Origin of the sequence: Streptomyces sp. HPF1205 (genome assembly GCF_020400825.1) — a bacterium.
Lineage (GTDB): Bacteria > Actinomycetota > Actinomycetes > Streptomycetales > Streptomycetaceae > Actinacidiphila.
Window position 1 is genome coordinate 239,834 of sequence record NZ_JAINVH010000002.1, and the last position, 22,114, is coordinate 261,947.

Here is a 22,114-nt window from a genome sequence, read left to right on the forward strand (position 1 = left end):
CGGCAGTACGGCAGTACGGGGACACGGCAGTCTCGGTAACCCGGCAGCACGGCAAAAGGGGGCGGGCCCGCACGCACTGTGCGGGCCCGCCCCCTTGTCGTTCGTGCCGGTCCTCCGGCTAGCCGTTCTTGCCGCCGAAGGCGATGAGCTGGACCGGCTGGCCCTCGTTGAGAGGCTGGCCCGCCTGCGGGTTGGTGTCGATGACGGTGGCGTTGTCACCGACCGGGTTGCCGCCCGGGCCGACCGCCGAGATCTGCAGGTTGAGGTTCATGTTCTGCAGGATCTGCTTGACCTCGCCGACCGACTTGCCCTTGAGCCCGTCCGGCATCGTGGTCTGCGGCGGCTGCGTGGTCTGCTGCGGCGGACCGGAGGACACGGTCAGCACGATCGGCGTGTCCAGCGACTGCGGGCCCTGGCTCGGGTCCGGGGTCTGGCTGATCACGCTGCCGGCCGGGGTCTCGGTCGACGGCTGGTCCTGCGGGGCCCGGGTGACGTTGGTGAAGCCCTGCTGTTCGAGCTGCGACTTCGCCTGGTCGAAGGGGATGCCCTTCTCGTTCTCCGGCGTGACCTTGTCCGGCGTCTTCGTCACCGTCAGGGTGACCTTGGTGCCGCTCGGCTTGAGGGTGCCGCCGGGCGGGTTCTGGTCGATGACGATGCCCGCGTCCTGGGTGGTGGTCTGCTTGTACTTGATGTCGTACGTGAAGTTCTTGCCCTGGAGCTGGTTCTCGGCGTCCTGGACCTTGTCGTTGGTCACGTCCGGGACGGCGACGGGCGGGGCGCCCTTGGACAGCACGACGGTGACCGTCTTGTCGCCCGGGACCGAGGCGCCGGCGGCCGGGGTCTGGCGGCAGATGAGGTTCTTGTCGACGTTCGGGCAGAACGCCGGGGTCCCCTGGCGCAGGGTGATGCTGACGTTGGCGGCCTTGGTCTTGGCGTCGTCCATCGTGCTGTTCACGAAGTTGGGCACGGTCGCGCTGTCCGAGGGCGAGTGGCCGCCGAACAGGGCCTTGCCCAGGAAGATCGCGCCGACCAGCACCAGGATGCCGGCGACGACCAGCAGCACGGTCGAGGTGCTGCCGCCCTTCTTCTGGCGCCTGCGGTCGGGCCGGTCGTCGTACCCGTAACCCCCGTCGTCCTCGCGCATCGGCGGCAGCATCGAGGTGCGCTGGGCGTCGGGCTGCTGCGGCAGGGCGGTGGTGGGCGCGGCCGAGTCGTATTGGTGCGGGTAGCCGTAGCCGACCGCGCCCATGGCGGCCGTCGCGGCGACCGGCTGGCCGTCGAGCGCGGCCTCGATGTCGGCGCGCATCTCGTCGGCGGTCTGGTAGCGGTAGTCCGGGTCCTTGGTCAGCGCCTTGAGGACGATCGCGTCCATCGCCGGGGTGACCTCGGGGTCGAACACCGACGGCGGCTGCGGTTCCTCGCGCACGTGCTGGTACGCCACCGCGACCGGGGAGTCCCCGACGAACGGCGGGCGTACGGTCAGCAGCTCGTACAGCAGGCAACCGGTCGAGTACAGGTCGGAGCGGGCGTCGACCTGCTCGCCCTTGGCCTGCTCGGGGGACAGGTACTGGGCGGTGCCGATCACGGCCGCGGTCTGGGTCATCGTCATGCCGGAGTCGCCCATCGCGCGGGCGATGCCGAAGTCCATGACCTTGACCTGGCCGGTGCGGGTCAGCATGACGTTGGCCGGCTTGATGTCGCGGTGCACGATGCCGGCCCGGTGGCTGTACTCCAGCGCCTGGAGGATGCCGACGGTCATCTCCATGGCCCGCTCGGGCAGCAGCTTGCGCCCGGAGTGCAGCAGCTCACGCAGGGTGGAGCCGTCGACGTACTCCATGACGATGTACGGGATCGAGACCCCGTCGACGTAGTCCTCGCCGGTGTCGTAGACGGCGACGATCGACGGGTGGTTGAGCGAGGCCGCCGACTGCGCCTCGCGGCGGAACCGGGCCTGGAAGGACGGATCGCGGGCGAGGTCCACCCGCAGTGTCTTCACAGCGACGGTACGTCCGAGGCGCGTGTCATGGGCGAGGTACACCTCGGCCATGCCACCCCGGCCGAGCACCGAGCCCAGCTCGTACCGGCCGCCGAGGCGACGCGGCTCTTCCATAGCTCTGCCCTCTCCTCAAACCCGTCTCAGCCGAGTTCTCATCCCTGTGGTCGTCCCGGTCCCCGCCCGGATCGCCGACCGGTTCCCGGCCGGGTTCCCGTCCGGTCCCGTCCGGTGCGCGACCTGATCCGGTGAACCCCGTGCCTGCGCTGCTCGGCCAAAGGCTACCGGGCGTATCCCACCGGTCCGTCCTCCGGACGGTCGCCGATACCTGACCGGTACCTGGCCGTGGATATTTCCGGACGTGATCCTTGTCTCATTGGCGGCATTTGCGTGGTTTGCCCCGCTTGGTGACGCCGCTTGACGACGCACCCGGTGATCACTTGTTGAGGACCGCCTCCATCACGGACTTGGCGATGGGGGCGGCCAGACCGCCACCGGTGATGTCCTGGCGCTTGGCGTGGCTGTCCTCGACGACCACAGCGACGGCCACCGGCGAGCCCTGGTCGGTCATGGCGTACGACACGAACCAGGCGTACGGCTTCTTGTCGTTGTTGACGCCGTGCTGCGCGGTGCCGGTCTTGCCGCCGACCCGCACGCCGGGGATCTGGGCGTTGGTGCCGGTGCCGGAGGCGACCACGGTCTCCATCATCTGCTGGAGCTTCTGGGCGTTCTCCGGCGACAGCGGCTGGCTCATCTTCTTCGGGCTGGTCTGGGCGATGGTGCTGAGGTTGGGCGCGACGAGCTTGTCCACCTCGTACGGCTGCATCAGCGTGCCGTTGTTGGCGATGGCCGCGGCGACCATGGCCATCTGCAGCGGGGTGGCGGAGGTGTCGTACTGGCCGATGGAGGACTGCGCGACCAGGTCCGGGCTCATGTTCTTGTCGAAGTTGCTGGCGCTGGCCCGGACCGGGATGAACTGCTCCTTGTTGAAGCCGAACTGCTCGGCCTCGTCCAGCATCGTCTTCTCGCCCATGTCGGCGCCGAGCTTGCCGAAGACGGTGTTGCACGAGTACTTCAGGGCGTCTTCGAGGGTCGCCTTCTCACAGGGGATGTCGCCCTCGTTGTTCAGCGGCGTCCTGGTGTTGGGCAAGATGTACGTCTTGGGCGTGTCCGTGTGCGCCTTGATGTCGGTCACCTTGCCGGACTGCAGCGCGGCGGCGGCCGTGACCAGCTTGAAGGTCGAACCCGGCGGGTACGCCTGGCGCAGCGCCCGGTTCTGCGTCGGGTCGTTGGGGTTGTTCTTCTTGTCCAGCGCGACCCAGTTCTTCGTGTCGGTCTTGGAGTTCCCGGCGATGCTGGAGGGATCGTACGAGGGGGTGCTCGCCAGGGCGAGGATCGCGCCCGTGCGCGGGTCGATCGCGGCGACGGCCCCCGTCTTGTCGCCCAGCCCCTTGAACGCGGCCTGCTGCGCCTTCGCGTTGAGGGTCGTGACGACGTTGCCGCCCTGCTTCTCCTTGCCGGTGAGCAGGTCGATGGTGCGGTTGAAGAACAGCCGGTCGTCGTCGCCGGTGAGGAACTTGTCCTCGACGCCTTCCAGCAGGGTGGTGCCGAACGCCTGGGAGGCGTACCCGGTCACCGGCGCCCACATGGGACCGTCCACGTAGGTGCGCTTGTACTTGAAGTCGCTGCCGGTCGTCGTGGTGTGGCCGGTGATGGCCTTGCCGTCCACGATGATGTCGCCGCGCGGCTGGGCGTACTGGTTGATCGCCACGCGGCGGTTGTGCACGTCGTTGGAGAGCTGGTCGGCCTGGATGAACTGCACGTAGTTCACCCGCAGGAGCAGGGCGAGGACGAGCAGACCGCAGAAGACCGCGACCCGCCGCAGGGGCTTGTTCACTGGCTGCGCACCACCTGGGTCGCTTCGGCGTCGGGGGAGGGGGCCGGGCTGGGGGCCGGCCGGCGCGCGGTGTCGCTGATCCGCAGCAGGATGGCCACCAGCGCCCAGTTGGCGATCACCGAGGAACCGCCCTGGGCCATGAACGGCATGGTCATACCGGTCAGCGGGATCAGGCCGGTGACGCCGCCCGCGACCACGAAGACCTGGAGCGCGAAGGCGCCGGACAGGCCGATCGCGAGCAGCTTGCCGAACGGGTCGCGGGCCGCCAGCGCGGTACGTATGCCGCGCTCGATCAGCAGCGCGTAGAGCAGCAGGACGGCCATCAGGCCGCACAGGCCGAGTTCCTCGCCGACCGTGGCGAGGATGTAGTCGCTCTTGGGGGCGATGCCGCCGATCAGACGGGAGTAGCCCTGGCCGAGGCCGGAGCCGAACAGGCCGCCGGAGCCGAAGGCGTACATCGACTGGGCGGTTTCGGTGACACCGCCGTTCGAGGCGAGCTTCAGCGGGTGCAGCCAGTCCTGGACCCGGACCTTGACGTGCGACTCGGTCGAGCCGACGACGAAGGCGCCGCCGGCGCTCAGCAGCAGACCGAAGACGATCCAGCTGGTGCGCTCGGTGGCCACGTACAGCATGATCACGAAGAGGCCGAAGAACAGCAGCGAGGAGCCGAGGTCGGTCTCGAAGACCAGGATCATCATGCTCATCGCCCAGATCACCAGGATCGGGCCGAGGTCGCGGCCGCGCGGCAGGTACAGGCCCATGAAGCGGCGGCTGGCCAGCGCCAGGGCGTCCCGCTTGACCATCAGGTAGCCGGCGAAGAAGACGGTGATGATGATCTTGGCGAACTCACCGGGCTGGAGTGAGCCGATGCCCGGCAGGGTGATCCAGATCCGGGCGCCGTAGACGGCCGGGAAGAAGATCGGGGCGATCAGCAGCGCGAGCGCGACGATCATCGAGATGTACGTGTACCGCTGCAGGATGCGGTGGTCCTTGAGGAAGACCAGCACGGCCACGAACAAGGCCACGCCCAGGGTCGACCACATCAGCTGGTTGGGCGCCATGGCCTTGCCCAGCACCGGCTCCTGGTCAAGCCGCCAGATGAACACCAGGCCCAGGCCGTTGAGCAAGGTGGCGATGGGCAGCATCAGCGGGTCGGCGTACGGGGCGAACTTGCGGACCAGCAGATGGGCGATCCCGGCGAGCGCGCCGAGGCCCGCGCCGTAGCCCAGCAGGCCGGCGGGGACCGAGTTGTTCTTGGCCAGGCCCACGTTGGCGTACGCGAACACCGGGATGAGCACGGCGAACACCAGCAACGCCAGCTCGGTGTTGCGGCGGCTGGGCGCGCCGATGGACGTGATGGTGGTGTTGCTGGCACTCATGACGGGCCGGCCCCTCCTGCTGCTACTGCTGACCCGTGTCGCACTGTTCGGCCAGTTTCTTCTCGTCGGGCGTCAGGGGCGGGGCGGGGGCCGTGGTCGGCGCGGTGGTGGGCTTCGCGGTGCCGGCGGCCGAGGCGCCGGGCTTGGCCGTGGGGGTCGCGCCGGGCTTGACGGTGGTCGTCCTGCCGCCCGTGGACTTCGTGCCCGCCGTGCCGGTGGCACCGCCGCCGCCCGATCCTCCGGACGCGGGGGCCCCCGTTTTGCCCTCGGCGGCCTTCACCTTGCCTGCGAGAGCGGCGGCCTGCTTGGCCTCGGCGACCTTCTTGCAGACACCGGCCTGCAGGGCCAGCTCGTCCGCCTTGTCGTTGGCCTGGCCGAGGCCGCTCACCGCGATCGTGTCCTGGACCTGCTTGCGCTGGTACGCCGGCAGGTACTGCAGTTCGATGTCGGGGCGGTCCTTGTGCACGCGCGACAGGCTGATCCAGGCGAGCTTCTGGTCGATGCCCCGGTACACGGCGACGTGGTCGCCCTTGGCCCCGACGTAGTACTGCGTCTGGGTCCAGGCGTACCCGCCGTACAGCCCGCCGCCGAGGACGGCGAGCACGGCCACCGCGATCAGGGTGCGCTTGAGGCCCTTGCGGCCCTTACCGGACTTGGTGAGGTCGGACTCGTCGTACGCGCCGAAACTGCCCAGCGGGCCGCTGGGGCCCGGGCCGCTTCCGGGCGGGCCGAAGGCGCCCGACGGACCGCCGCCCTGGTGCGGGGCGCGGCCCAGCTCCGAGGCACGTCCGGCGGGCGTCTGCAGATGGCGCGGGTCCTGGAGCGCGTGCTGGTTGTCGGCGACCGCTCCGACGACCACCGGGGTGTCGTTGAACTGCCCTGCCAGCGTGTCGCCGTCGTCGGTGTCCAGAACGTCGGCCACGATGCACGTGATGTTGTCCGGGCCGCCGCCGCGCAGGGCGAGCTGGATCAGCTCCTGCACGGTCTCCTGGGGCGCCTGGTACCCGGCGAGGGTGTCCTCCAGGGTCTGGTGGCTGACCACGCCGGACAGGCCGTCGGAGCAGATCAGGTACCGGTCGCCGACCCGTACCTCGCGGATCGACAGGTCAGGTTCGACGTGCTCGCCGCTGCCCAGCGCGCGCATCAGCAGGGAGCGCTGCGGGTGGGTGGTGGCCTCCTCCTCCGTGATCCGGCCCTCGTCCACCAGGCGCTGCACCCACGTGTGGTCCTGGGTGATCTGGGTGAGCACGCCGTCGCGCAGCAGGTACGCGCGGGAGTCCCCGACGTGCACCAGCCCGAGCCGCTGCCCGGTCCACAGCAGCGCGGTCAGCGTGGTGCCCATGCCCTCCAGCTGCGGGTCCTCCTGGACCATGTGCAGCAGCTGGTCGTTGGCGCGCTGCACCGCGGTGCCCAGCGAGGTCAGGATGTCGGAGCCGGGAATGTCGTCGTCGAGCGTGACGATGGTGGAGATCACCTCGGAGGAGGCGACCTCGCCGGCGGCCTGGCCGCCCATCCCGTCGGCGATCGCGAGCAGACGGGGGCCGGCGTAGCCGGAGTCCTCGTTCCCCTCGCGGATCATTCCCTTGTGCGAACCGGCGGCGAAACGCAGGCTCAAAGACATGCGCACCTCCCCCGTCGGCTCCGGGTACATCCGCACGCCGCCCACCCTCTCGCTCGCGCCTGGTGGCTCCGCTCGCCCATAGTGCGACTACTTCCGCAGCTCGATGACCGTCTTGCCGATCCGGATCGGCGCTCCCAGCGGGACCGGTGTGGGCGTGGTCAGCCGGTTCCGGTCCAGATAGGTGCCGTTCGTGGATCCCAGGTCCTCGACGATCCACTGGCCGTCGCGGTCCGGGTAGATCCTGGCATGCCTGCTGGACGCGTAGTCGTCGTCGAGCACAATCGTCGAGTCGTGCGCCCGGCCCAGGGTGATCGTCTGCCCCTGGAGCGCCACCGTGGTGCCCGCGAGGGAGCCCTCGGCGACCACCAGTTTGGTGGGCGCGCCGCGCCGCTGGCGGTTGTTCTGCGGCTGGTGACGGGGGGCGGGACGGTCCTGCTGGCGCTGCTGCGGGGGCCGGGACCGGTCGTCCCCGCGGCGCACGGCCCGCTGGGTGACCCGGGTCCCGAACAGGTCGCTGCGGATGACCTGCACCGCGACGATGACGAAAAGCCACAGCACGGCGAGAAAACCCAACCGCATGACCGTGAGGGTCAGCTCTGACATTGCCCCCGCATCACCCTTCGGCTTGCCGGTAAACGATGGTCGTGCTCCCCACGACGATGCGGGAGCCGTCGCGGAGCGTAGCGCGCTGGGTGTGCTGTCCGTCCACCACGATGCCGTTGGTGGACCCGAGGTCCTGGACGACGGAGGGTGTGCCGACCCGGATCTCGCAGTGCCGGCGGGACACTCCGGGGTCGTCCACGCGGACGTCCGCCTCGGTGGAACGGCCCAGGACCATGGTCGGACGGGAGATCTGGTGGCGGGTGCCGTTGATCTCGATCCAGCGGCGGGTGGCCGCGGCGGGGGAGCCGGCGGGGACGCCGGTGCCGGGCAGGCGGGTGACGGGAGCCGGACCGCGCATCGGCCCGCCACCGGGGCCGCCGGGGCCGCCGCCGGGGATTCCCGGCGGGGGAGCGGCCGGCATCGGCGGGAGGCCCGCCGGGCGCTGCGGGTAGCCCGGCTGCGGCTGCGGCTGCTGGTAGCCGGGACGCTGGGACGGCTGGGCGTAACCGCCGGGCTGCGGCTGCTGGTACGAGGCCGGCTGCTGGTGCTGCGACTCGCTCGCGGCCAGGGTTCGGCTGCGGATCCGGTACAGCCCGGTGTCCAGGTCGTCGGCCCGCTCCAGGTGGACCTTGACGGCGCCCATGAAGGTGTAGCGCTGCTGGCTCGCGTACTCCCCGACCATCGAGGCCAGTTCGTCCCCGAGCTGCACCGAGTACGGGCTGAGCCGCTCGTAGTCCGGGGCGCTCAGCTCCACGATGAAGTCGTTGGGCACCACGGTGCGGTCGCGATTCCAGATCGTGGCGTTGTTGTCGCACTCGCGCTGCAGGGCGCCGGCGATCTCCACGGGCTGGACCTCGCTCTTGAACACCTTGGCGAAGGTGCCGTTCACCAGGCCCTCCAGCCGCTGCTCAAAGCGCTTCAGTACACCCACCGGGCACCTCCCTCCATGGGGCCTTCCTCCGAGTCGTTTCCGGTACTGCCTACTGGTACTGCTTACTGATCGTATCCACGCGCGGGAAAAACCGGTGGTTCCCCGATCCGCCCGGACCGGGCAGTGTCAACCCTCACACGGCACCGCACCGCCCGCCTCGCGCCCACTGCGATGGTAGAGGTGGCCCGGGGCACCGGTCCCCGGTTCACCGGTCACCGGCCGGTTCCCGCGCCGGCCCCTGCCCGGCCGCTTCTCCCTTGTCCAGTGTCCCCAGTGTCCCGCACCCCATGCCCCCGCATGCCGCCCCCGGTCACCCTCAGGGCCGCTCCCCGGCCGCCGCTCGAAACGGATGTGATTCCACTCCGACCGTCGTGCTAATCTTCTGCATGTCGGGAGGCGCTCCCAGACCCCAGCAGGACCAACAAGTCCCCAGGGGTGCGAGTATCCGAACGGCGACACCCATGCGCGGGTGGCGGAATAGGCAGACGCGCTGGATTCAGGTTCCAGTGCCCGAAAGGGCGTGGGGGTTCAACTCCCCCCTCGCGCACACCACAGCGGGTCCCCGTTGGTGAGAGAAATCACCGGCGGGGATTCGCTTTTTGGCGTGCCTTTCCGCTTTCGGGCGGCGGTCGGCGGGACGGATCGGGCGGCCGGTTGCCGCCCGGACGGCGATCAGCCGACTCCCCGTCACGTCAGCGGCGCCGTCGGCACGGTGCCGGCCGTGCCGGCCGTGGCGGGCGCGGCCGCGCGGGCGCGGACCCGGTCGGTGTACCGGGCGGTGAACGCGGCGGGCAGGACGAAGCCCGCTATCTGGACGGGGATGGACACCGCGCTGCCGGCGTGGGTGGCCGAGACGGCGGTGAGCGCTCCGGCGGTGGCGGTGAAGCCCACCGCCCAGGCGGTGCTGAGTACGACGTTGACCCGCAGGAACACCGGGTTCCGCCATATCTCCCGAGGGGTTTGACGGCGGGCTGCGCCGAGGGTGAAGGGCCGCTTGGCGGCGATGGTGGTCCAGGCGACGGCGGCGAGCCAGGCCATGGACAGCGCGCCCGTGTAGTGCCGCAGCCCGCTGTCGGCGGCGCAGAAGGCCAGGGCGGTCAGCGCGGTGAAGAACAGCACACCGGCGCCCTCCAGGATCAGCTCGTCCGCGGCCGCTCCGACCTTGCGGGACCGGCCGACGACCCACAGGGCGAGCACCAGCCCGGCCAGTGCCCCCCACTGCCGGCCGACCGCGGACACCGCGGCGAACGCGATCCACGGCAAGAACCCGCGCAGGTAGTTCATGTTTCCCCCCGTCCCGCGGCCGGTGGAGCTTTCGCGCCGCGTGCCTTCCATCTTCCTTCCGATTCCGACCTGTCAAACATAGAAGGTCCATGCTTGACCTGTCAAGACTGGAAGGTAAACTGGGGGCATGAGTCTTCGACACGCGGTGCTGGGCCTGCTCGCCGAACGCCAGGCCAGCGGCTACGACCTGATGAAGCTGTTCGAGACGTCGCTCGCCAACGTCTGGCCCGCCACGCAGAGCCAGGTCTACGGCGAGCTGGGCAAGCTGGCCGCCTCCGGTCTGGTGACGGTGGCCTCGGAAGGCCCCCGGGGGCGCAAGGAATACGCCATAACCGACGACGGCTTGGCCGAGCTGCGGCACTGGCTCACCGAGACCGAGCCCGACCGGGTGCGCCGCAGCGAAGTACTCCTGCGCGTCTTCTTCCTCGGCGCCCTCACTCCCCTGGAGGCCACGGCCTACCTGGATCTGGAGGCCGCCCGCGCCGCCCGGCACCACGCCTCGCTGGAGGCCCTCGGCGGATCGGTGGACTGGGGGGACGACCGCCTGTCGGTCCACGGCCGGCTCGCACTCGAGTACGGCCTGCGGCTGACGGCCATGCAGGAGGAGTGGGCGAAGTGGGCCGTCGGGCAGATCGCGGCCCGCCCCGAGTAGGCCGCCGCGCTCGTCCGGCCCTGCCCGGACCCCGGCGGTCCGCCGCGCTTCGGCGGGCCCGCCTCCCGGCGGCGCGCCGCACGGCCCCTCCGTACGACACGCTGCGGCGGGAACGGTGGCATGCCGCAGGGAACCGGGGCAGGGTGGTGTGCGTTGGAGCCATTGGGCAAAGGAATCGTCAAGTGGCGCGGCCCGCGCCGAATCGAGCAGGGAGATCCACCATGGGTGTCAGCCTCTCCAAGGGCGGCAACGTCTCACTGACGAAGGAGGCCCCCGGACTCACGGCAGTCACCGTCGGCCTGGGTTGGGACGTACGCACGACGACCGGTACCGACTTCGACCTCGACGCCAGCGCGCTGCTGCTCGACACGTCCGGCAAGGTGGTCTCGGACAAGCACTTCGTGTTCTTCAACAACCTCAAGAGCCCCGACGGCTCGGTCGAGCACACCGGCGACAACCTCACCGGTGAGGGTGAGGGCGACGACGAGGCGATCAAGGTGAACCTCGCGGCGGTGCCCGCCGAGGTCGACAAGATCGTCTTCCCGGTCTCCATCTACGACGGCGAAACCCGGCAGCAGAGCTTCGGCCAGGTGCGCAACGCCTTCATCCGCGTCGTCAACCAGGCCGGGGGCAGCGAGATCGCCCGTTACGACCTGACCGAGGACGCCTCCACCGAGACCGCGATGGTCTTCGGCGAGCTCTACCGCAACGGGGCGGAGTGGAAGTTCCGCGCCGTCGGCCAGGGCTACGCCTCCGGCCTGCGCGGCATCGCGCAGGACTTCGGCGTCAGCCTCTGACGTTCGCGGCGCACCTCTGACGGGCGCGGCTCCGGGCGACCGGGCCGCGCGCGGTGACAGAGGCGGTGACAGAAGGCGGGACCGCTCTCCACCCGGCGACAACAGCCGTGCCGGGTGGAGAGCGGTCCCGTTCCGTCGTGGCCCGTCGTAGCGTGCGGCGGCGCCTTTCGTCGGCATGCCCGCGTTCAGCGCGCCACGGCCGTGACCGTCACCGGGTCACGGTCATGCGTCGACGGTCACCCGGCGACGCTCACGCGCCGGCGGTCACGCCGCCATTCACGACGGTCGGGCGCCCGGTCGTGTCGACGGTCGGGCGGCGACGGCCACCCCGGCGACCGTCACGCGGCGAAGCGCGCCGCCAGCGACTTGGCCTTCGCCTTCGCGTCCTCGCGGGCCTTGGCCCGCGAGGCGTCAGCGGCCTCGATCAGGCCGGACATCTGCGGTACGACCCTGGCCAGCGTCATCTCCGGGATGATGAAGTCGACCTCCACCGAGAGCAAGCCGGTCAGAGCCTTCTCCAGGTAACGGGTCACGAACTCGTAATCCGCGCGCGGTGTGCCCGGTCCGTAGCCGCCGCCGCGCGCGGCCACCACCGTGACGGGCTTGCCGGCCACGGTGCTCTGCTCGCCCCCCGTCCGGCCGGGAATGATCACCTGGTCGAGCCACGCCTTGAGGGCCGACGGGATCGTGAAGTTGTACATCGGTGTGCCGATCAGCACCGCGTCGGCGCGTTCGAGTTCCTCGGCGAGTTCCGCGCGCAGGGCGAAGGCCGCCGCCTGCGCCGGGGTGTGCGCCTCGGCGGGTGTCGTGGCCGCGACGATCCCGTCCTCGGTCAGGTGCGGAAGCGGGTTCGCCGCGAGGTCGCGGTAGACCACGGTGCCGTCCGGGTGCTGACTCTCCCATTCCCTGCGGAAGATCGCGCTGACCTCGCGGGAGACGGAGGGCTCGTGCAGAGCCGAGGAGTCGATGTGCAGAAGGGTGGCCATGGCAAGCCTCACTTAGGAAATCGGGAGGGTAAGCGGAGCCACCTGAGGCATCATCCGACGTCAGAGGCACCGTAAGTTCGTGCGTAACTAGTAATAACACAGAGGCTTACTTTTCTGCAGTACCTGTTGGCCGGACAGGTACCCTTGGGTTATGGAGCTGGGGCAGCAGGTGGATCCGCACGCGGCGTGCGCGAGCGTCGACGTGGCCCTGACCCGGGTCTTCGAGTTGCTGGGGAAGCGCTGGACCGGCCTGATCGTGGCGGTCCTCACACAGCGGCCCTCGTACTTCGCGGAGCTGCGCCGCGCCATCCCGAGGATCAGCGAACGCATGCTGTCGGACCGGCTGACCGAGCTCGCCGACGCGGGCTTGGTGGTTCGCGAGGTGGATCCCGGCCCGCCGCTGCGGGTGAGCTACGGCCTCACCGAAGCCGGCCAGGCCCTTCGCCCCGCCCTCGACGAACTGGGCAAATGGGCGGAGAGGTATCTGCCCGAAAGCGGCCTGTGCGTGGAGGGCGACGCCTGCTAGGACCCCGCCCGGTCCGGCCCGGCGTCTCGCCCGGTCCGGCCCTGTGCGGCATGCTCCGGCCGCCCCGCGTGCCGCCCGGTCCGGCACCACGTGCCCGCCCGGTCCGGCCCCGCTCCCGCCGCCGTCGCGGGCGAGGCGCCGTTACGGGTGCGCCGCCGCGTCCTCGTTGTACCGCACCAGATACTCCGCGAAGCGCGCGAGGTCGGCCGCCTCCCAGTCGGCCAGCCGCTCCTCGAACGCCTCACGCCGCCGTTCCCGCGCGGCCGCCAGGATCTCGTTGCCCCGTGGGGCGAGATGCAGCGCCTGCACCCGGTGATCGTCGGCGTCGGTACGCCGCTCGATGAGGCCGAGCCGCTCCAGCGCGGCCACCTGGCGGCTCACCGTGGACTTGTCCAGCAGGTAGTACGCGGCCAGGTCGGTCGCCCGGCAGCCCTGCTGCTGCTCCAGGTGGGCGAGGACGGTGTACGAGACCAGGGAGAGCTCGGGGTGCATGCGCGCAGCGGTGGCGCGCGCCCGGCGCGCGAAGGCGGTCAGTTCACGCTGGATCGTGTCCAGCGCCGTGTCCCGCGCGTACGGCGGCGGCATCGCGACCACTCTCCCTCTGCCCCCTCTGCCTGCCCCGGGCCTCTTCCGCCTCGGCCTCGCCCGTGTCCCGGCGTCATCCGTCTCCGCGCGCGCCTCTCGGGCGCACCCCCGGCGCCCCCTTCACAGTTGTATTTTACAACAGAATCAAGGGGCCGAGTGGTTCAGGAGGGGAGCGGGAGCTCGAACCACACCACCTTTCCGACCGCCTTGCGGCTGGTCCCCCAGCGCCGCGACAGGTGGGACACCAAGGCCAGTCCGCGCCCCCGTACGTCGTCGGCCTCGGCCGGCTGCAGTTGCGGCAGATTGTGGTTGTCGTCGCTGACCTCGACCAGGAGCTTGCCGACCCGCATCACCCGCAGCTCGACCTCGTACGAAGCGGCCCGGATCGCGTTGGTCACCAGCTCGCTGACCAGGAGTTCCGCGGTGTCCGCCAGCCGGTCGAGACCCCACAGGCCGAGCTGGTGGCGGGTCAGCTCGCGCGCGCGGGCCACTTCGGAGTCGTCCACGCGCAGCGTCCAGCGCACCACGTCCCGCGGCGGGATGCCCTCGAACCGGGCCACGAGCAGCGCCACGTCGTCCCGGCGGTCCTCGGAGTGCACGCGGGACAGGATCTGGTCGCACACGTCCTCGGGCGTCTGCTGAGGCTCGATCACGTTGGCGCACAGGGCGGCGAGCCCCGCGTCTATGCCCTGGCCGCGCACTTCCACGAGGCCGTCGGTGCACAGCACCAGCCAACTGCCGTCCGGTACCGGGATCTCCACCGTCTCGAACGGCACCCCGCCCACGCCGATCGGCGCGCCGCCCGGGATCCGCAGCAACTCGCTGCGGCCGTCGTACCCGGCCAGCACCGGCGGGATGTGCCCGGCGTTGGCCAGCGTCAAGGTGCGCGCGATCGGGTCGTACACCGCGTACACGCAGGTCGCGAGGTGTTCGCTGCCCAGGCGGTGGGCGAGGTTGTCGAGGTGGCGCAGGAGTTGGGCCGGCGGCAGGTCGAGGGCGGCCATGGTGATCACGGCGGTACGGAACTGGCCCATGACCGCCGCGGCCTGCAGCCCGTGGCCCATCACGTCGCCGACGATCAGGGCGACGCGGCCGCCGGGGAGCTGGATGGCGTCGAACCAGTCGCCGCCGACCTGGGCCTGTCGGTCCCCCGGCCTGTAGTGGTGGGCGATACGGACGCCGGGCAGCCGGGGCGGCCGGGTCGGCATCATCGAGCGCTGCAGGGTGGCGGCGGCGCGCGACTCCAGCCGGTGCAGACGGGCGTTGTCGACGTGGACCGCGCCGCGGCCGACGATCTCGGTCGCGGTGGCGGCGTCGCGTGCGTCGAACGGGCGGCGGCCGGGCCCGCGCAGGAAGCACACCCGGCCCAGCACGGTGCCGCGCGCGGTCAGCGGCGCCACGATGAGGGAGTGCCCGGGCAGCAACGGCCCGAGCGAGGGCACCCCGAGGTCCGCGGCGATGTCCTCGGCCAGGGCGGGGTCCACGACGGGCACGAGGACGGGGTCGCCCAGGCGCGGTACGACGCCGTCGGCGGGCAGCGCCACCAACTCGCCCTCGGGCAGCGCGGCCTCCCACCGGCCGGGCGGCCCCTGGTGGGCGATCGCCACCCGGCGGACGTGCACCGCTTTGGCGGGCCGGTCGTCCTGAGGCGGTTCGTTCTCCGCGAAGAGCTGGTCCACGACGAGGACGGAGGCGACGTCGGCGAACCTGGGCACCGTGACCGAGCACAGCTCGCGGGCGGTGGTGTGCAGGTCGAGGGTGGAACCGACCACCGCGCCGGTCTCGCGCAGGAGGGCGAGTTGCTCGTCGAGCGCGTTGCCCGCCGGCCGTCCGTTGCCGGGTTCCGCGTGGGCGGCGGGGAACGGCGCGGCTTCCGTGCCGCCTGCGGCCCCCGTGCTTCCCGGTCCCCCGGTGACCCGGGTGGCCCCGGTGAGGCCGGGCAGCGGCACGGCGGTCAGGGCGGCGGCGCTGGAAAGGTCGGTGACCGGCGAGGCCGTGCCCATGACGGTGGGGCCGGCCGGCTGCGGCGCGGCCGGGAGCTCCTTGCGTACGGAAGCCGTGCCGGAAGCCGTGCCGGGGGCCGTCGCGGCGATCCGGGCGTACTCGTGCGGGACGACCGGCAGCCGGGTGCCGCCGTCGATCTCCAGCGCCGGGTGGCCCAGGGCGGCTATCTGACGCACGATCCGCCGCAGCCGGCCGGGACTTACGCCGGGCAGCACGCTGGAGAGGTGGGCCGCCGCCGCGGCGTCCGGACCGGTATCGGCACCGTGGTCCGCTGACGTGGTGCCGGTGGCTTCGGTGGGGTCAGGGGTGTCGGGGGTGCCGGGGGTGCCGGCGGATGTGGTGGCTTCGGTGGTGGCTTCGGTGGTGACGGCGGCGGCATCGGGGCCGGGGCCCGAGCGGCGAATGGGACCGGGACCGGGACCGGAACCGAGGCCGGGACCGGAACCGGTGCCGGGCGCCGTGGCGGGGGAGAGCACGGCGGCCACGGCGATGTCCTGCCGCTGCGGGCCCTCCGCGGTGTACGGCAGCAGCCGCCCGCCGAGGGCGATGCGCAGGCTGCCGGTACGCAGCGGCTTGGCGTGCGTGGCGAGGGCCAGGAGGCTGCGGCCGCCCGGCTCGGCGATGCGGTACGTCCACCACAGCACGTCCTTGAGCGTGCCGTCGCGGTCGGTGGCGGCCAGGGCGCCCGCCCACGCGGAGTGGGTGAGGTCGTCCAGCAGGTCGAGTGTGTCCTGGTGCGGGGCGGCCGAGGGCAGCCCGGCGACACCCGCCGGCGGCCGGGCCGCGGTGAGCAGGCCGGAGGCACGCTGGCCGAAGACGTGCTCCCAGCGGTGGCCGAACAGCTCCTCCGCGCCGCGGTTCCAGTACGAGATGCGGCCGTCGGGGTCGACGCACAGGACGGCGAGGCGCAGCAGTGCGGCCACGCCCGGGAACGGGGCGGCGGCCCCGGCGAACCGCGCGGCGGGCGCGGGTGGCCCGGTGCCGCCGTGCGCGGGCCGTCGGCGGTCGGTGGCGGCGGCTCGGGGTGGCCGCGGGCCGCGGGCACTGTCCCTGTCCGGCTGTTCGGGCAGGACCGGGTGAATTGTCCGGTCCTGGTCCTGGCCCTGGTCCTGGTGCTCCTGGTCCTGCACCAGTTCCTGGTCCTTGTGCCGGCCTGGGCCCTGGTCGTGGCCCTGGTCGTGGCGCTGGTCGTGACCGGTGGGACGGTCGGTTCGGTGAGCTGAGTCGGTGGCGGAGTGATGCCGAGTGATCTCGTCCAACGTCGTGCACCTGCGGTTCGGCGCTGAGTGATGTCCTGTGTCAAGGCAAGCACGAGAACCCGGAAAAGCGCGGCCGAATGGCCGATTAGCCCCCGCATCGGGGTCGATGACGCACCATCGGCTGACGCCCGCGGTCGAATGCGGTAGGGAAGGGGATGGCATCCGGGGGGATGTCCGGCCGGGGAACGCGGGCGGCCGTTCGGCGCGCTTCGTACAACAGTCGTACGCCGCTACGGAGGCCGCTGTACGGGTCGGGCGCAGGGAAGATCGTGGCCGCAGGGCCTAGGCTGTCCGGGTGACGAACAGCTCCGGAACCGAAACCCCGGCCGCCGCGGCCGGGGCCGAGCCCTCGTTCGGCTCGCAGGAACGGCTCGCCAAGGCGGTGCGGGCGGCCGAGCAGGCCCTCATCGAGTTCGAGATCGCCGTGGAGACCTTCCGGGTCGAGGTGGAGAACTTCTCCCGGCTGCACCACCAGCGGCTCGGCCCGATGTACGCGCGCCTCGACGAGCTGGACGCGCTGATCGCGGAGGCGATCGCGGCGAACAGCGGCGACCGGGCGGACATCGAGCGCGCCTGGGAGGCCAGGGCGCTGGTCATGCCGATGCCCGGGGTGGAGGAGCTGTTCGGCGGCATGCTGGGTTCCGACGGGGTACGGCCCGCCGACGACCCCAACCCGCCGCGCCGGGTCAGGCCGGGCAAGGAGGCCCAGCGGCTCTACCGCGACCTGGCCCGCAAGGCCCACCCCGACCTCGCCCAGGACGACGCCGAGAAGGAACGCCGCAGCGCCTTCATCGCCCGCGTCAACGAGGCGTACGCCTACGCCGACGAGGACGCCCTGCGGGCCCTCGCCGAGGAGTGGGAGGCCGGGCCGGTGCCGGAGGAGACGATGCCCAGCGAGGCCGAGGTGCTCTACGCCCGGCTGGAGTGGCTCGCCGACCGCAAGGAGAAGCTGGCCGCCATTGCGGTGGAGCTGGACGAGAGCGCCATCGGCCAGATGATGAAGCTCGCGCCCGACGACCCGGACGCCCTGCTCAACGAGATCGCCGAGCAGCTCCTGACCCAGGTCGCCCAGCGCGAGGCCCGCCTCGCCGAACTGGTCCGGCGCCCGGGCGGCGCCTGAGCGCCTGAGCGCCTGAGCCCGGCGGTCCCCGGCAATCCCCGTCGGCTCCGGACCGGCGCCCGGACCGCCGCCCGCTGAGGTAGCGTTTCAGGGTTCCGTCGCGCGGGTCGCCCGCGTGTGCGCCGCACCGCCCGTTCCCCTGTCCGTTCGCCCGCAATCCGGTTAGCACCGCTCAGGAGGCCGCACCCGATGTTCCGCTCCCAGCTCCCCTCGGTGGATGCCGCCGCCGTGCCGGCCGACGCGATCCTGCTGGACGTGCGGGAGAACGACGAGTGGGCCGCGGGCCACGCCCAGAACGCCGTGCACATCCCGATGAGCGAGATCACGGCCCGGGTCGCCGAGGTGCCGGAAGGCGACCGCGTTCACGTCGTGTGCCGGGTCGGCGGCCGGTCCGCCCAGGTCACCCAGTACCTGATCGCGCAGGGGATCGACGCCGTCAACGTCAACGGGGGCATGCTCGACTGGGAGGCGGCGGGCCGTCCGGTGGTGGACGGCAACGGCGGCGACGGCTACATCCTGTAGGCACCCGCACCCGCACCCGCACCCGCACCCGCACCCGCACCCGCACCCGCACCCGCACCCGCACCCGCACCCGCCCGGCGACCGGGGACTGCCGCCCGGGGACCGGGGACTGCCGCCCGGGGACCGGGGACTGCCGCCCGGGGACGGCGTGGACCCCCGGGCGCCCCGGCACCGCTAAGCGTCGAAGTCCACCTCGACCACCGGCGTCACGGGGTGCGACTGGCAGGCCAGCACATAGCCGGCCTCCGTCTCCTCCGGTTCGAGGGCGAAGTTGCGGTCCATCCGCACCTCGCCGGACACCAGCTTCGTACGGCAGGTCCCGCACACGCCGCCCTTGCAGGCGTAGGGCGCGTCGGACCGGTTGCGCAGCACCGTCTCCAGCACGGACTCGCCGTCCACTGCCGGCCAGCCGCCGGCCCGGCCGTCCAGCGTGGCCCGGACGGTCGCCCCGCCCGGTATCGCCCCGACGGGCGCCGCAGGCGCCTCGTCCACGTGGAAGATCTCCTGGTGGACACGGGAGCGCGGCACGCCCAGCGCCCGCAGCGCCCGCTCGGCCGCGGTGACCAGGCCCAGCGGTCCGCACAGGTACCAGCCGTCCACCTCCGCCACCGGCAGCAGCGCCGGTATCAGCGCGGTCAGCCGGTCCTGGTCCAGCCGCCCCGACGCCAGCCCCGCCTGCTGCTCCTCCCTGGACAGCGCGGACACCAGGTGGAACCGGTCCGGCCACCGGTCCTTCAGGTCCGCCACCTCCTCCAGGAACATCGTGGAGGCGGTGGTCCGGTCGCTGCGGATCAGGCAGAAGCTCGCCCGCGGCTCCCGGCTCAGCACCGTCGCGATCTGCGACAGCACGGGGGTGATGCCGCTGCCGCCGACCACCGCCGCGAACCTCCCGGGGCGCGGTTCCAGCACGAACCGCCCCGCCGGGGTCATCACGTCCAGCACGTCGCCGGCCGCCAGTTCCTTGAACGCGTACGTGGAGAACTCGCCGTCCTCCACCAGCCGCACCCCGACCCGCAGACGCCGGGGACCGGCGCCGCCGCTGCCGTCACCGTCGTCGCCGTGCGGTCCGGGACCGGCCGGCACCGGATCGCACAGTGAGTACGTCCGGCGGACCTCGGCGCCGTCGACCCGGCGGCGGATGGCGATGTGCTGCCCGGGGGCGTAGCGATAGGCGGCGCGCAGTTCCTCGGGGACCTCGAAGGAGATGGTCACCGAGTCGTCGGTGAGCGGGCGGACCTCCGCCACCCGGAGCGGATGGAACACTCACACCTCCTTGAAATGGTCGAACGGTTCGCCGCAGGACTCGCAGCGGCGCAGCGCCTTGCACGCGGTGGAGGAGAAGCGGCTCAGCAGTCGCGTGTCGGTCGAACCGCAGTGCGGGCAGCGGATCGCCAGGTCGACCGCCACCGGGCCTCCTCGGGTCCCGCCGGCCGCCCCGGGGCGCGGCGGAGCCACCCCGGCCTCGGCCAGCTTGCGCCGGCCCTCCGGGCTTATCGCGTCCGTCGACCAGGCGGGCGACAGCACCGTCTCCACCGCCACCTCCGACATCCCGTGGGCCGTCAGCACCCCGGTGATGTCGTCGGCCATGGCCGTCAGCGCCGGGCAGCCGGTCCAGGTCGGGGTGAGTTCCACCCGCACCCGGCCCGGGCCGACCACGTGTATGCCGCGCAGCACCCCCAGTTCGGCCAGCGAGACGACCGGCAGCTCGGGGTCGGGCACCTGGCCGGCCAGCCGCATCAGCTCCTTCTCCAGCGCGGTCGGGGCCGCGGCGCCGGCGGTCACCACGACGCCCCCGGATGCGCGCGGTGCAGGTACTGCATCTCGGCGAGCAGCCGCCCGAAAGGTTCGGTGTGCACGCCCTGGCGACCCGCCCCGGCCGCCCACGGTGTGCGGTCCGGCCCTTGCGGCAGCGTCAGGGTGGCGCGGCGCAGGACGTCGGCCACCGTCTCCCGCCACGGGCCGTGCAGGCCGGGCAGGTCCACTCCGAGCCCCTCCAGCGGCTCGAACAGTTCGCCGGTGTACCGCCACAGACCGTCCACCGCCCGCTGCATCCGCTCGTGGCTCTCCGGTGTGCCGTCGCCGAGCCGCAGTGTCCACTGCTCCGCGTGGTCGCGGTGGTAGGCGACCTCCTTGACCGCCTTGGCGGCCAGCGGCGCGAGCTCGCCGTCGCCCGCCGCGAGCGCCCCGTACAGCAGTTCCTGGTAGACCGAGAAGTAGAGCTGCCGGGCGATGGTGACGGCGAAGTCCCCGTTCGGCCGCTCGACCAACTGGACGTTGCGGAACTCGTGCTCCTCGCGCAGGAAGGCCAGTTCGTCCTCGTCCCCGGTCAGCGACAGCAGCGTCCGCGCCTGGCCCAGCAGGTCGAGGGCGATGTTGGTGAGCGCGACGTCCTCCTCCAGCACGGGCGCGTCCCCGGCCCACTCCCCCAGGCGCTGGGCGAGCACCAGGGCGTCGTCCCCCAGCGCGCGGGCGGCGGCGCGCTCGGCCGTGAGCGGCTCGGCGGCGGTCACAGGTGCTTCACCCCTTCCGGGATCTCGTAGAACGTCGGATGGCGGTACGGCTTGTCGGCCGCGGGCTCGAAGAACGGGTCCCGCTCGTCCGGGGAGGAGGCGGTGATCGCGGAGGACGGCACGACCCAGATGGAGACGCCTTCCGCCCGCCGGGTGTACAGGTCGCGGGCGTTGCGCAGGGCCATTTGGGCGTCGGGCGCGTGCAGGCTGCCCGCGTGGCTGTGGCTCAGCCCGCGCCGGCTGCGGACGAAGACCTCCCACAACGGCCACTCGCCGGCCGGCCGGGCGGTCGGTCGCGCCTCCGAGGTGTGTCCGGCGCGCTCGGCGTCCCCGGCTTCCCTCGCTTCCCCGGCCGCCTCGCGCGGTGACTGACCGCTCATCCCTGTGCCTCTCCGTGCTTGGCCGCGTACGCCGCGGCGGCTTCCCGTACCCATGTCCCGTTCTCGTGGGCGGCGCGGCGGCGCTCAAGGCGCTGCTCGTTGCACGGGCCGTTGCCGCGCAGCACCTCCTGGAACTCCGACCAGTCGATCGCGCCGTGGTCGTAGGACCCCCGGTCCTCGTTCCACCGCAGGTCGGGGTCGGGGAGGGTGAGCCCGAGAACCTCGGCCTGGGGGACGCATATGTCCACGAAGCGCTGGCGCAGCTCGTCGTTGGAGTGGCGCTTGATCTTCCAGGTCATGGACTGGGCGGAGTGCGCCGACTCGTCGTCGGGCGGGCCGAACATCATGAGGGAGGGCCACCACCAGCGGTTGACCGCGTCCTGGGCCATGGCGTGCTGCTCCGGGGTGCCGCGGCTGAGGGCGAGCAGCAACTCGTACCCCTGGCGCTGGTGGAAGGACTCCTCCTTGCAGATCCGGACCATCGCCCGCGCGTACGGACCGTAGGAGCAGCGGCACAGGGGGACCTGGTTGGTGATCGCGGCGCCGTCGACCAGCCAGCCGATGGCGCCCACGTCCGCCCAGGTCAGGGTGGGGTAGTTGAAGATCGACGAATAGCGCTGGCGGCCGGTGTGCAGCTTGTCCAGCAGCTCGTCCCGGCTCACCCCGAGGGTTTCGGTGGCGCTGTAGAGATACAGGCCGTGTCCGGCCTCGTCCTGCACCTTGGCCATGAGGATCGCCTTGCGGCGCAGGGACGGCGCCCGGGTGATCCAGTTGGCCTCCGGCTGCATGCCGATGATTTCCGAGTGGGCGTGCTGGGCCATCTGGCGGACGAGGGTGGCCCGGTAGGCGTCCGGCATCCAGTCGCGGGGCTCGATCCTCGAATCGGCGGCCACCGCCGCGTCGAACGCCGCACGCAGGGCGTCCTGGTCCGCCGCGGCCACCGCCGCCTGGCCGGCGGGCGCCGCGGGCTCTGCCGTGGTGGTCATCGAACCCCTCCCTGTCTCTGGCTCTCGCATACACGCGGTGGACAAAGCGGTGTGCACGGGCGGTGCGGGCGGGGCCGGT

General features: G+C 71.9%; 21 protein-coding genes and 1 tRNA gene. 7 read left to right on the forward strand and 15 right to left on the reverse strand.

From position 1 onward, the window contains the following. Nucleotides 1-118: 118 nt before the first annotated feature. From pknB to K7G61_RS03325, 6 genes are all read right to left on the reverse strand, one after another. Nucleotides 119-2,110, reverse strand: coding sequence for a Stk1 family PASTA domain-containing Ser/Thr kinase (pknB, locus tag K7G61_RS03300; protein ID WP_225845036.1), 1,992 nt, complete (start codon nucleotides 2,108-2,110; stop codon nucleotides 119-121). Nucleotides 2,111-2,429: 319 nt separating this feature from the next. Continuing rightward, on the reverse strand, nucleotides 2,430-3,890 hold the full coding sequence (locus K7G61_RS03305; protein WP_225845037.1) for a penicillin-binding protein 2: 1,461 nt from the start codon (nucleotides 3,888-3,890) through the stop codon (nucleotides 2,430-2,432). Then, complete coding sequence (locus tag K7G61_RS03310; protein ID WP_225845038.1) at nucleotides 3,887-5,269, reverse strand: FtsW/RodA/SpoVE family cell cycle protein; 1,383 nt, start codon at nucleotides 5,267-5,269, stop codon at nucleotides 3,887-3,889. Before K7G61_RS03310 ends, K7G61_RS03305 begins: the two co-directional genes overlap by 4 nt. A gap of 22 nt (nucleotides 5,270-5,291) precedes the next feature. Then, complete coding sequence (locus K7G61_RS03315) at nucleotides 5,292-6,890, reverse strand: Stp1/IreP family PP2C-type Ser/Thr phosphatase (RefSeq protein ID WP_225845039.1); 1,599 nt, start codon at nucleotides 6,888-6,890, stop codon at nucleotides 5,292-5,294. A gap of 87 nt (nucleotides 6,891-6,977) precedes the next feature. Next, a complete protein-coding gene (locus K7G61_RS03320; protein WP_225845040.1) occupies nucleotides 6,978-7,493 on the reverse strand; it encodes an FHA domain-containing protein in 516 nt (171 codons plus the stop codon). A 10-nt stretch (nucleotides 7,494-7,503) separates the two neighbouring features. Next, a complete protein-coding gene (locus tag K7G61_RS03325) occupies nucleotides 7,504-8,424 on the reverse strand; it encodes a DUF3662 and FHA domain-containing protein (RefSeq protein ID WP_225845041.1) in 921 nt (306 codons plus the stop codon). 463 nt (nucleotides 8,425-8,887) lie between these two features. Here K7G61_RS03325 and K7G61_RS03330 point away from each other — a divergent pair. Further along, nucleotides 8,888-8,971 (forward strand) — tRNA-Leu (locus K7G61_RS03330). Nucleotides 8,972-9,111: 140 nt separating this feature from the next. On the opposite strand, the gene K7G61_RS36275 is transcribed toward K7G61_RS03330, so the two are convergent. Further along, nucleotides 9,112-9,708, reverse strand: a complete 597-nt coding sequence (locus K7G61_RS36275) for a hypothetical protein (protein WP_263983815.1) — start codon at nucleotides 9,706-9,708, stop codon at nucleotides 9,112-9,114. A gap of 127 nt (nucleotides 9,709-9,835) precedes the next feature. On the opposite strand from K7G61_RS36275, the gene K7G61_RS03340 reads away from it, so the two are divergent. After that, on the forward strand, nucleotides 9,836-10,360 hold the full coding sequence (locus K7G61_RS03340; RefSeq protein ID WP_225845042.1) for a PadR family transcriptional regulator: 525 nt from the start codon (nucleotides 9,836-9,838) through the stop codon (nucleotides 10,358-10,360). Between the two features lie 221 nt (nucleotides 10,361-10,581). After that, on the forward strand, nucleotides 10,582-11,157 hold the full coding sequence (locus tag K7G61_RS03345) for a TerD family protein (RefSeq protein ID WP_225845043.1): 576 nt from the start codon (nucleotides 10,582-10,584) through the stop codon (nucleotides 11,155-11,157). Between the two features lie 338 nt (nucleotides 11,158-11,495). On the opposite strand, the gene K7G61_RS03350 is transcribed toward K7G61_RS03345, so the two are convergent. Then, nucleotides 11,496-12,143: an FMN-dependent NADH-azoreductase gene (locus K7G61_RS03350; RefSeq protein WP_225845044.1), complete on the reverse strand. Its 648-nt coding sequence runs from the start codon at nucleotides 12,141-12,143 to the stop codon at nucleotides 11,496-11,498. A 151-nt stretch (nucleotides 12,144-12,294) separates the two neighbouring features. Between K7G61_RS03350 and K7G61_RS03355 the strand changes: the two genes are divergently transcribed. Further along, on the forward strand, nucleotides 12,295-12,669 hold the full coding sequence (locus K7G61_RS03355) for a helix-turn-helix domain-containing protein (RefSeq protein WP_225845045.1): 375 nt from the start codon (nucleotides 12,295-12,297) through the stop codon (nucleotides 12,667-12,669). Nucleotides 12,670-12,810: 141 nt separating this feature from the next. Here the strand turns inward: K7G61_RS03355 and K7G61_RS03360 are convergent, their stop codons facing one another. Next, nucleotides 12,811-13,254, reverse strand: a complete 444-nt coding sequence (locus K7G61_RS03360) for a MarR family winged helix-turn-helix transcriptional regulator (protein ID WP_225845046.1) — start codon at nucleotides 13,252-13,254, stop codon at nucleotides 12,811-12,813. A gap of 161 nt (nucleotides 13,255-13,415) precedes the next feature. Beyond that, nucleotides 13,416-16,181, reverse strand: coding sequence for a SpoIIE family protein phosphatase (locus tag K7G61_RS03365; RefSeq protein WP_225845047.1), 2,766 nt, complete (start codon nucleotides 16,179-16,181; stop codon nucleotides 13,416-13,418). Nucleotides 16,182-16,334: 153 nt separating this feature from the next. Between K7G61_RS03365 and K7G61_RS03370 the strand changes: the two genes are divergently transcribed. From K7G61_RS03370 to K7G61_RS03380, 3 genes are all read left to right on the forward strand, one after another. Next, on the forward strand, nucleotides 16,335-16,481 hold the full coding sequence (locus tag K7G61_RS03370) for a hypothetical protein (protein WP_225845048.1): 147 nt from the start codon (nucleotides 16,335-16,337) through the stop codon (nucleotides 16,479-16,481). A gap of 331 nt (nucleotides 16,482-16,812) precedes the next feature. After that, nucleotides 16,813-17,637, forward strand: a complete 825-nt coding sequence (locus tag K7G61_RS03375) for a hypothetical protein (protein WP_225845049.1) — start codon at nucleotides 16,813-16,815, stop codon at nucleotides 17,635-17,637. A gap of 189 nt (nucleotides 17,638-17,826) precedes the next feature. Then, nucleotides 17,827-18,159 carry a rhodanese-like domain-containing protein gene (locus K7G61_RS03380; RefSeq protein WP_225845050.1) on the forward strand — a complete coding sequence of 111 codons (333 nt, stop codon included), beginning with the start codon at nucleotides 17,827-17,829 and terminating at the stop codon, nucleotides 18,157-18,159. A 174-nt stretch (nucleotides 18,160-18,333) separates the two neighbouring features. On the opposite strand, the gene K7G61_RS03385 is transcribed toward K7G61_RS03380, so the two are convergent. The 5 genes from K7G61_RS03385 to paaA all read right to left on the reverse strand — a co-directional run bounded on the left by K7G61_RS03385 (nucleotide 18,334) and on the right by paaA (nucleotide 22,035). Beyond that, nucleotides 18,334-19,422 carry a 2Fe-2S iron-sulfur cluster-binding protein gene (locus tag K7G61_RS03385; RefSeq protein WP_225845051.1) on the reverse strand — a complete coding sequence of 363 codons (1,089 nt, stop codon included), beginning with the start codon at nucleotides 19,420-19,422 and terminating at the stop codon, nucleotides 18,334-18,336. Further along, a complete protein-coding gene (gene paaD, locus K7G61_RS03390; protein WP_225845187.1) occupies nucleotides 19,423-19,896 on the reverse strand; it encodes a 1,2-phenylacetyl-CoA epoxidase subunit PaaD in 474 nt (157 codons plus the stop codon). A 41-nt stretch (nucleotides 19,897-19,937) separates the two neighbouring features. Further along, entirely contained in the window at nucleotides 19,938-20,669 is a 732-nt protein-coding gene (gene paaC / locus K7G61_RS03395; protein ID WP_225845052.1) for a 1,2-phenylacetyl-CoA epoxidase subunit PaaC, read from the reverse strand. Then, the gene (gene paaB / locus K7G61_RS03400; protein WP_225845188.1) at nucleotides 20,666-20,932 is read right to left on the reverse strand and encodes a 1,2-phenylacetyl-CoA epoxidase subunit PaaB; all 267 of its coding nucleotides are present in this window, start codon (nucleotides 20,930-20,932) and stop codon (nucleotides 20,666-20,668) included. Before paaB ends, paaC begins: the two co-directional genes overlap by 4 nt. Nucleotides 20,933-21,045: 113 nt before the next feature. Next, the gene (paaA, locus tag K7G61_RS03405; RefSeq protein ID WP_225845053.1) at nucleotides 21,046-22,035 is read right to left on the reverse strand and encodes a 1,2-phenylacetyl-CoA epoxidase subunit PaaA; all 990 of its coding nucleotides are present in this window, start codon (nucleotides 22,033-22,035) and stop codon (nucleotides 21,046-21,048) included. Nucleotides 22,036-22,114 lie beyond the last annotated feature (79 nt).

Bases quoted from the DNA above. Each gene is read 5' to 3' on its own strand.
- pknB (WP_225845036.1), bottom strand. From the start codon at position 2,110: ATGGAAGAGCCGCGTCGCCTCGGCGGCCGGTACGAGCTGGGCTCGGTG.
- K7G61_RS03310 (WP_225845038.1), bottom strand. From the start codon at position 5,269: ATGAGTGCCAGCAACACCACCATCACGTCCATCGGCGCGCCCAGCCGC.
- K7G61_RS03315 (WP_225845039.1), bottom strand. From the start codon at position 6,890: ATGTCTTTGAGCCTGCGTTTCGCCGCCGGTTCGCACAAGGGAATGATC.
- K7G61_RS03320 (WP_225845040.1), bottom strand. From the start codon at position 7,493: ATGTCAGAGCTGACCCTCACGGTCATGCGGTTGGGTTTTCTCGCCGTG.
- K7G61_RS36275 (WP_263983815.1), bottom strand. From the start codon at position 9,708: ATGAACTACCTGCGCGGGTTCTTGCCGTGGATCGCGTTCGCCGCGGTG.
- K7G61_RS03340 (WP_225845042.1), top strand. From the start codon at position 9,836: ATGAGTCTTCGACACGCGGTGCTGGGCCTGCTCGCCGAACGCCAGGCC.
- K7G61_RS03345 (WP_225845043.1), top strand. From the start codon at position 10,582: ATGGGTGTCAGCCTCTCCAAGGGCGGCAACGTCTCACTGACGAAGGAG.
- K7G61_RS03350 (WP_225845044.1), bottom strand. From the start codon at position 12,143: ATGGCCACCCTTCTGCACATCGACTCCTCGGCTCTGCACGAGCCCTCC.
- K7G61_RS03355 (WP_225845045.1), top strand. From the start codon at position 12,295: ATGGAGCTGGGGCAGCAGGTGGATCCGCACGCGGCGTGCGCGAGCGTC.
- K7G61_RS03360 (WP_225845046.1), bottom strand. From the start codon at position 13,254: ATGCCGCCGCCGTACGCGCGGGACACGGCGCTGGACACGATCCAGCGT.
- K7G61_RS03380 (WP_225845050.1), top strand. From the start codon at position 17,827: ATGTTCCGCTCCCAGCTCCCCTCGGTGGATGCCGCCGCCGTGCCGGCC.
- paaD (WP_225845187.1), bottom strand. From the start codon at position 19,896: ATGCGGCTGGCCGGCCAGGTGCCCGACCCCGAGCTGCCGGTCGTCTCG.
- paaA (WP_225845053.1), bottom strand. From the start codon at position 22,035: ATGACCACCACGGCAGAGCCCGCGGCGCCCGCCGGCCAGGCGGCGGTG.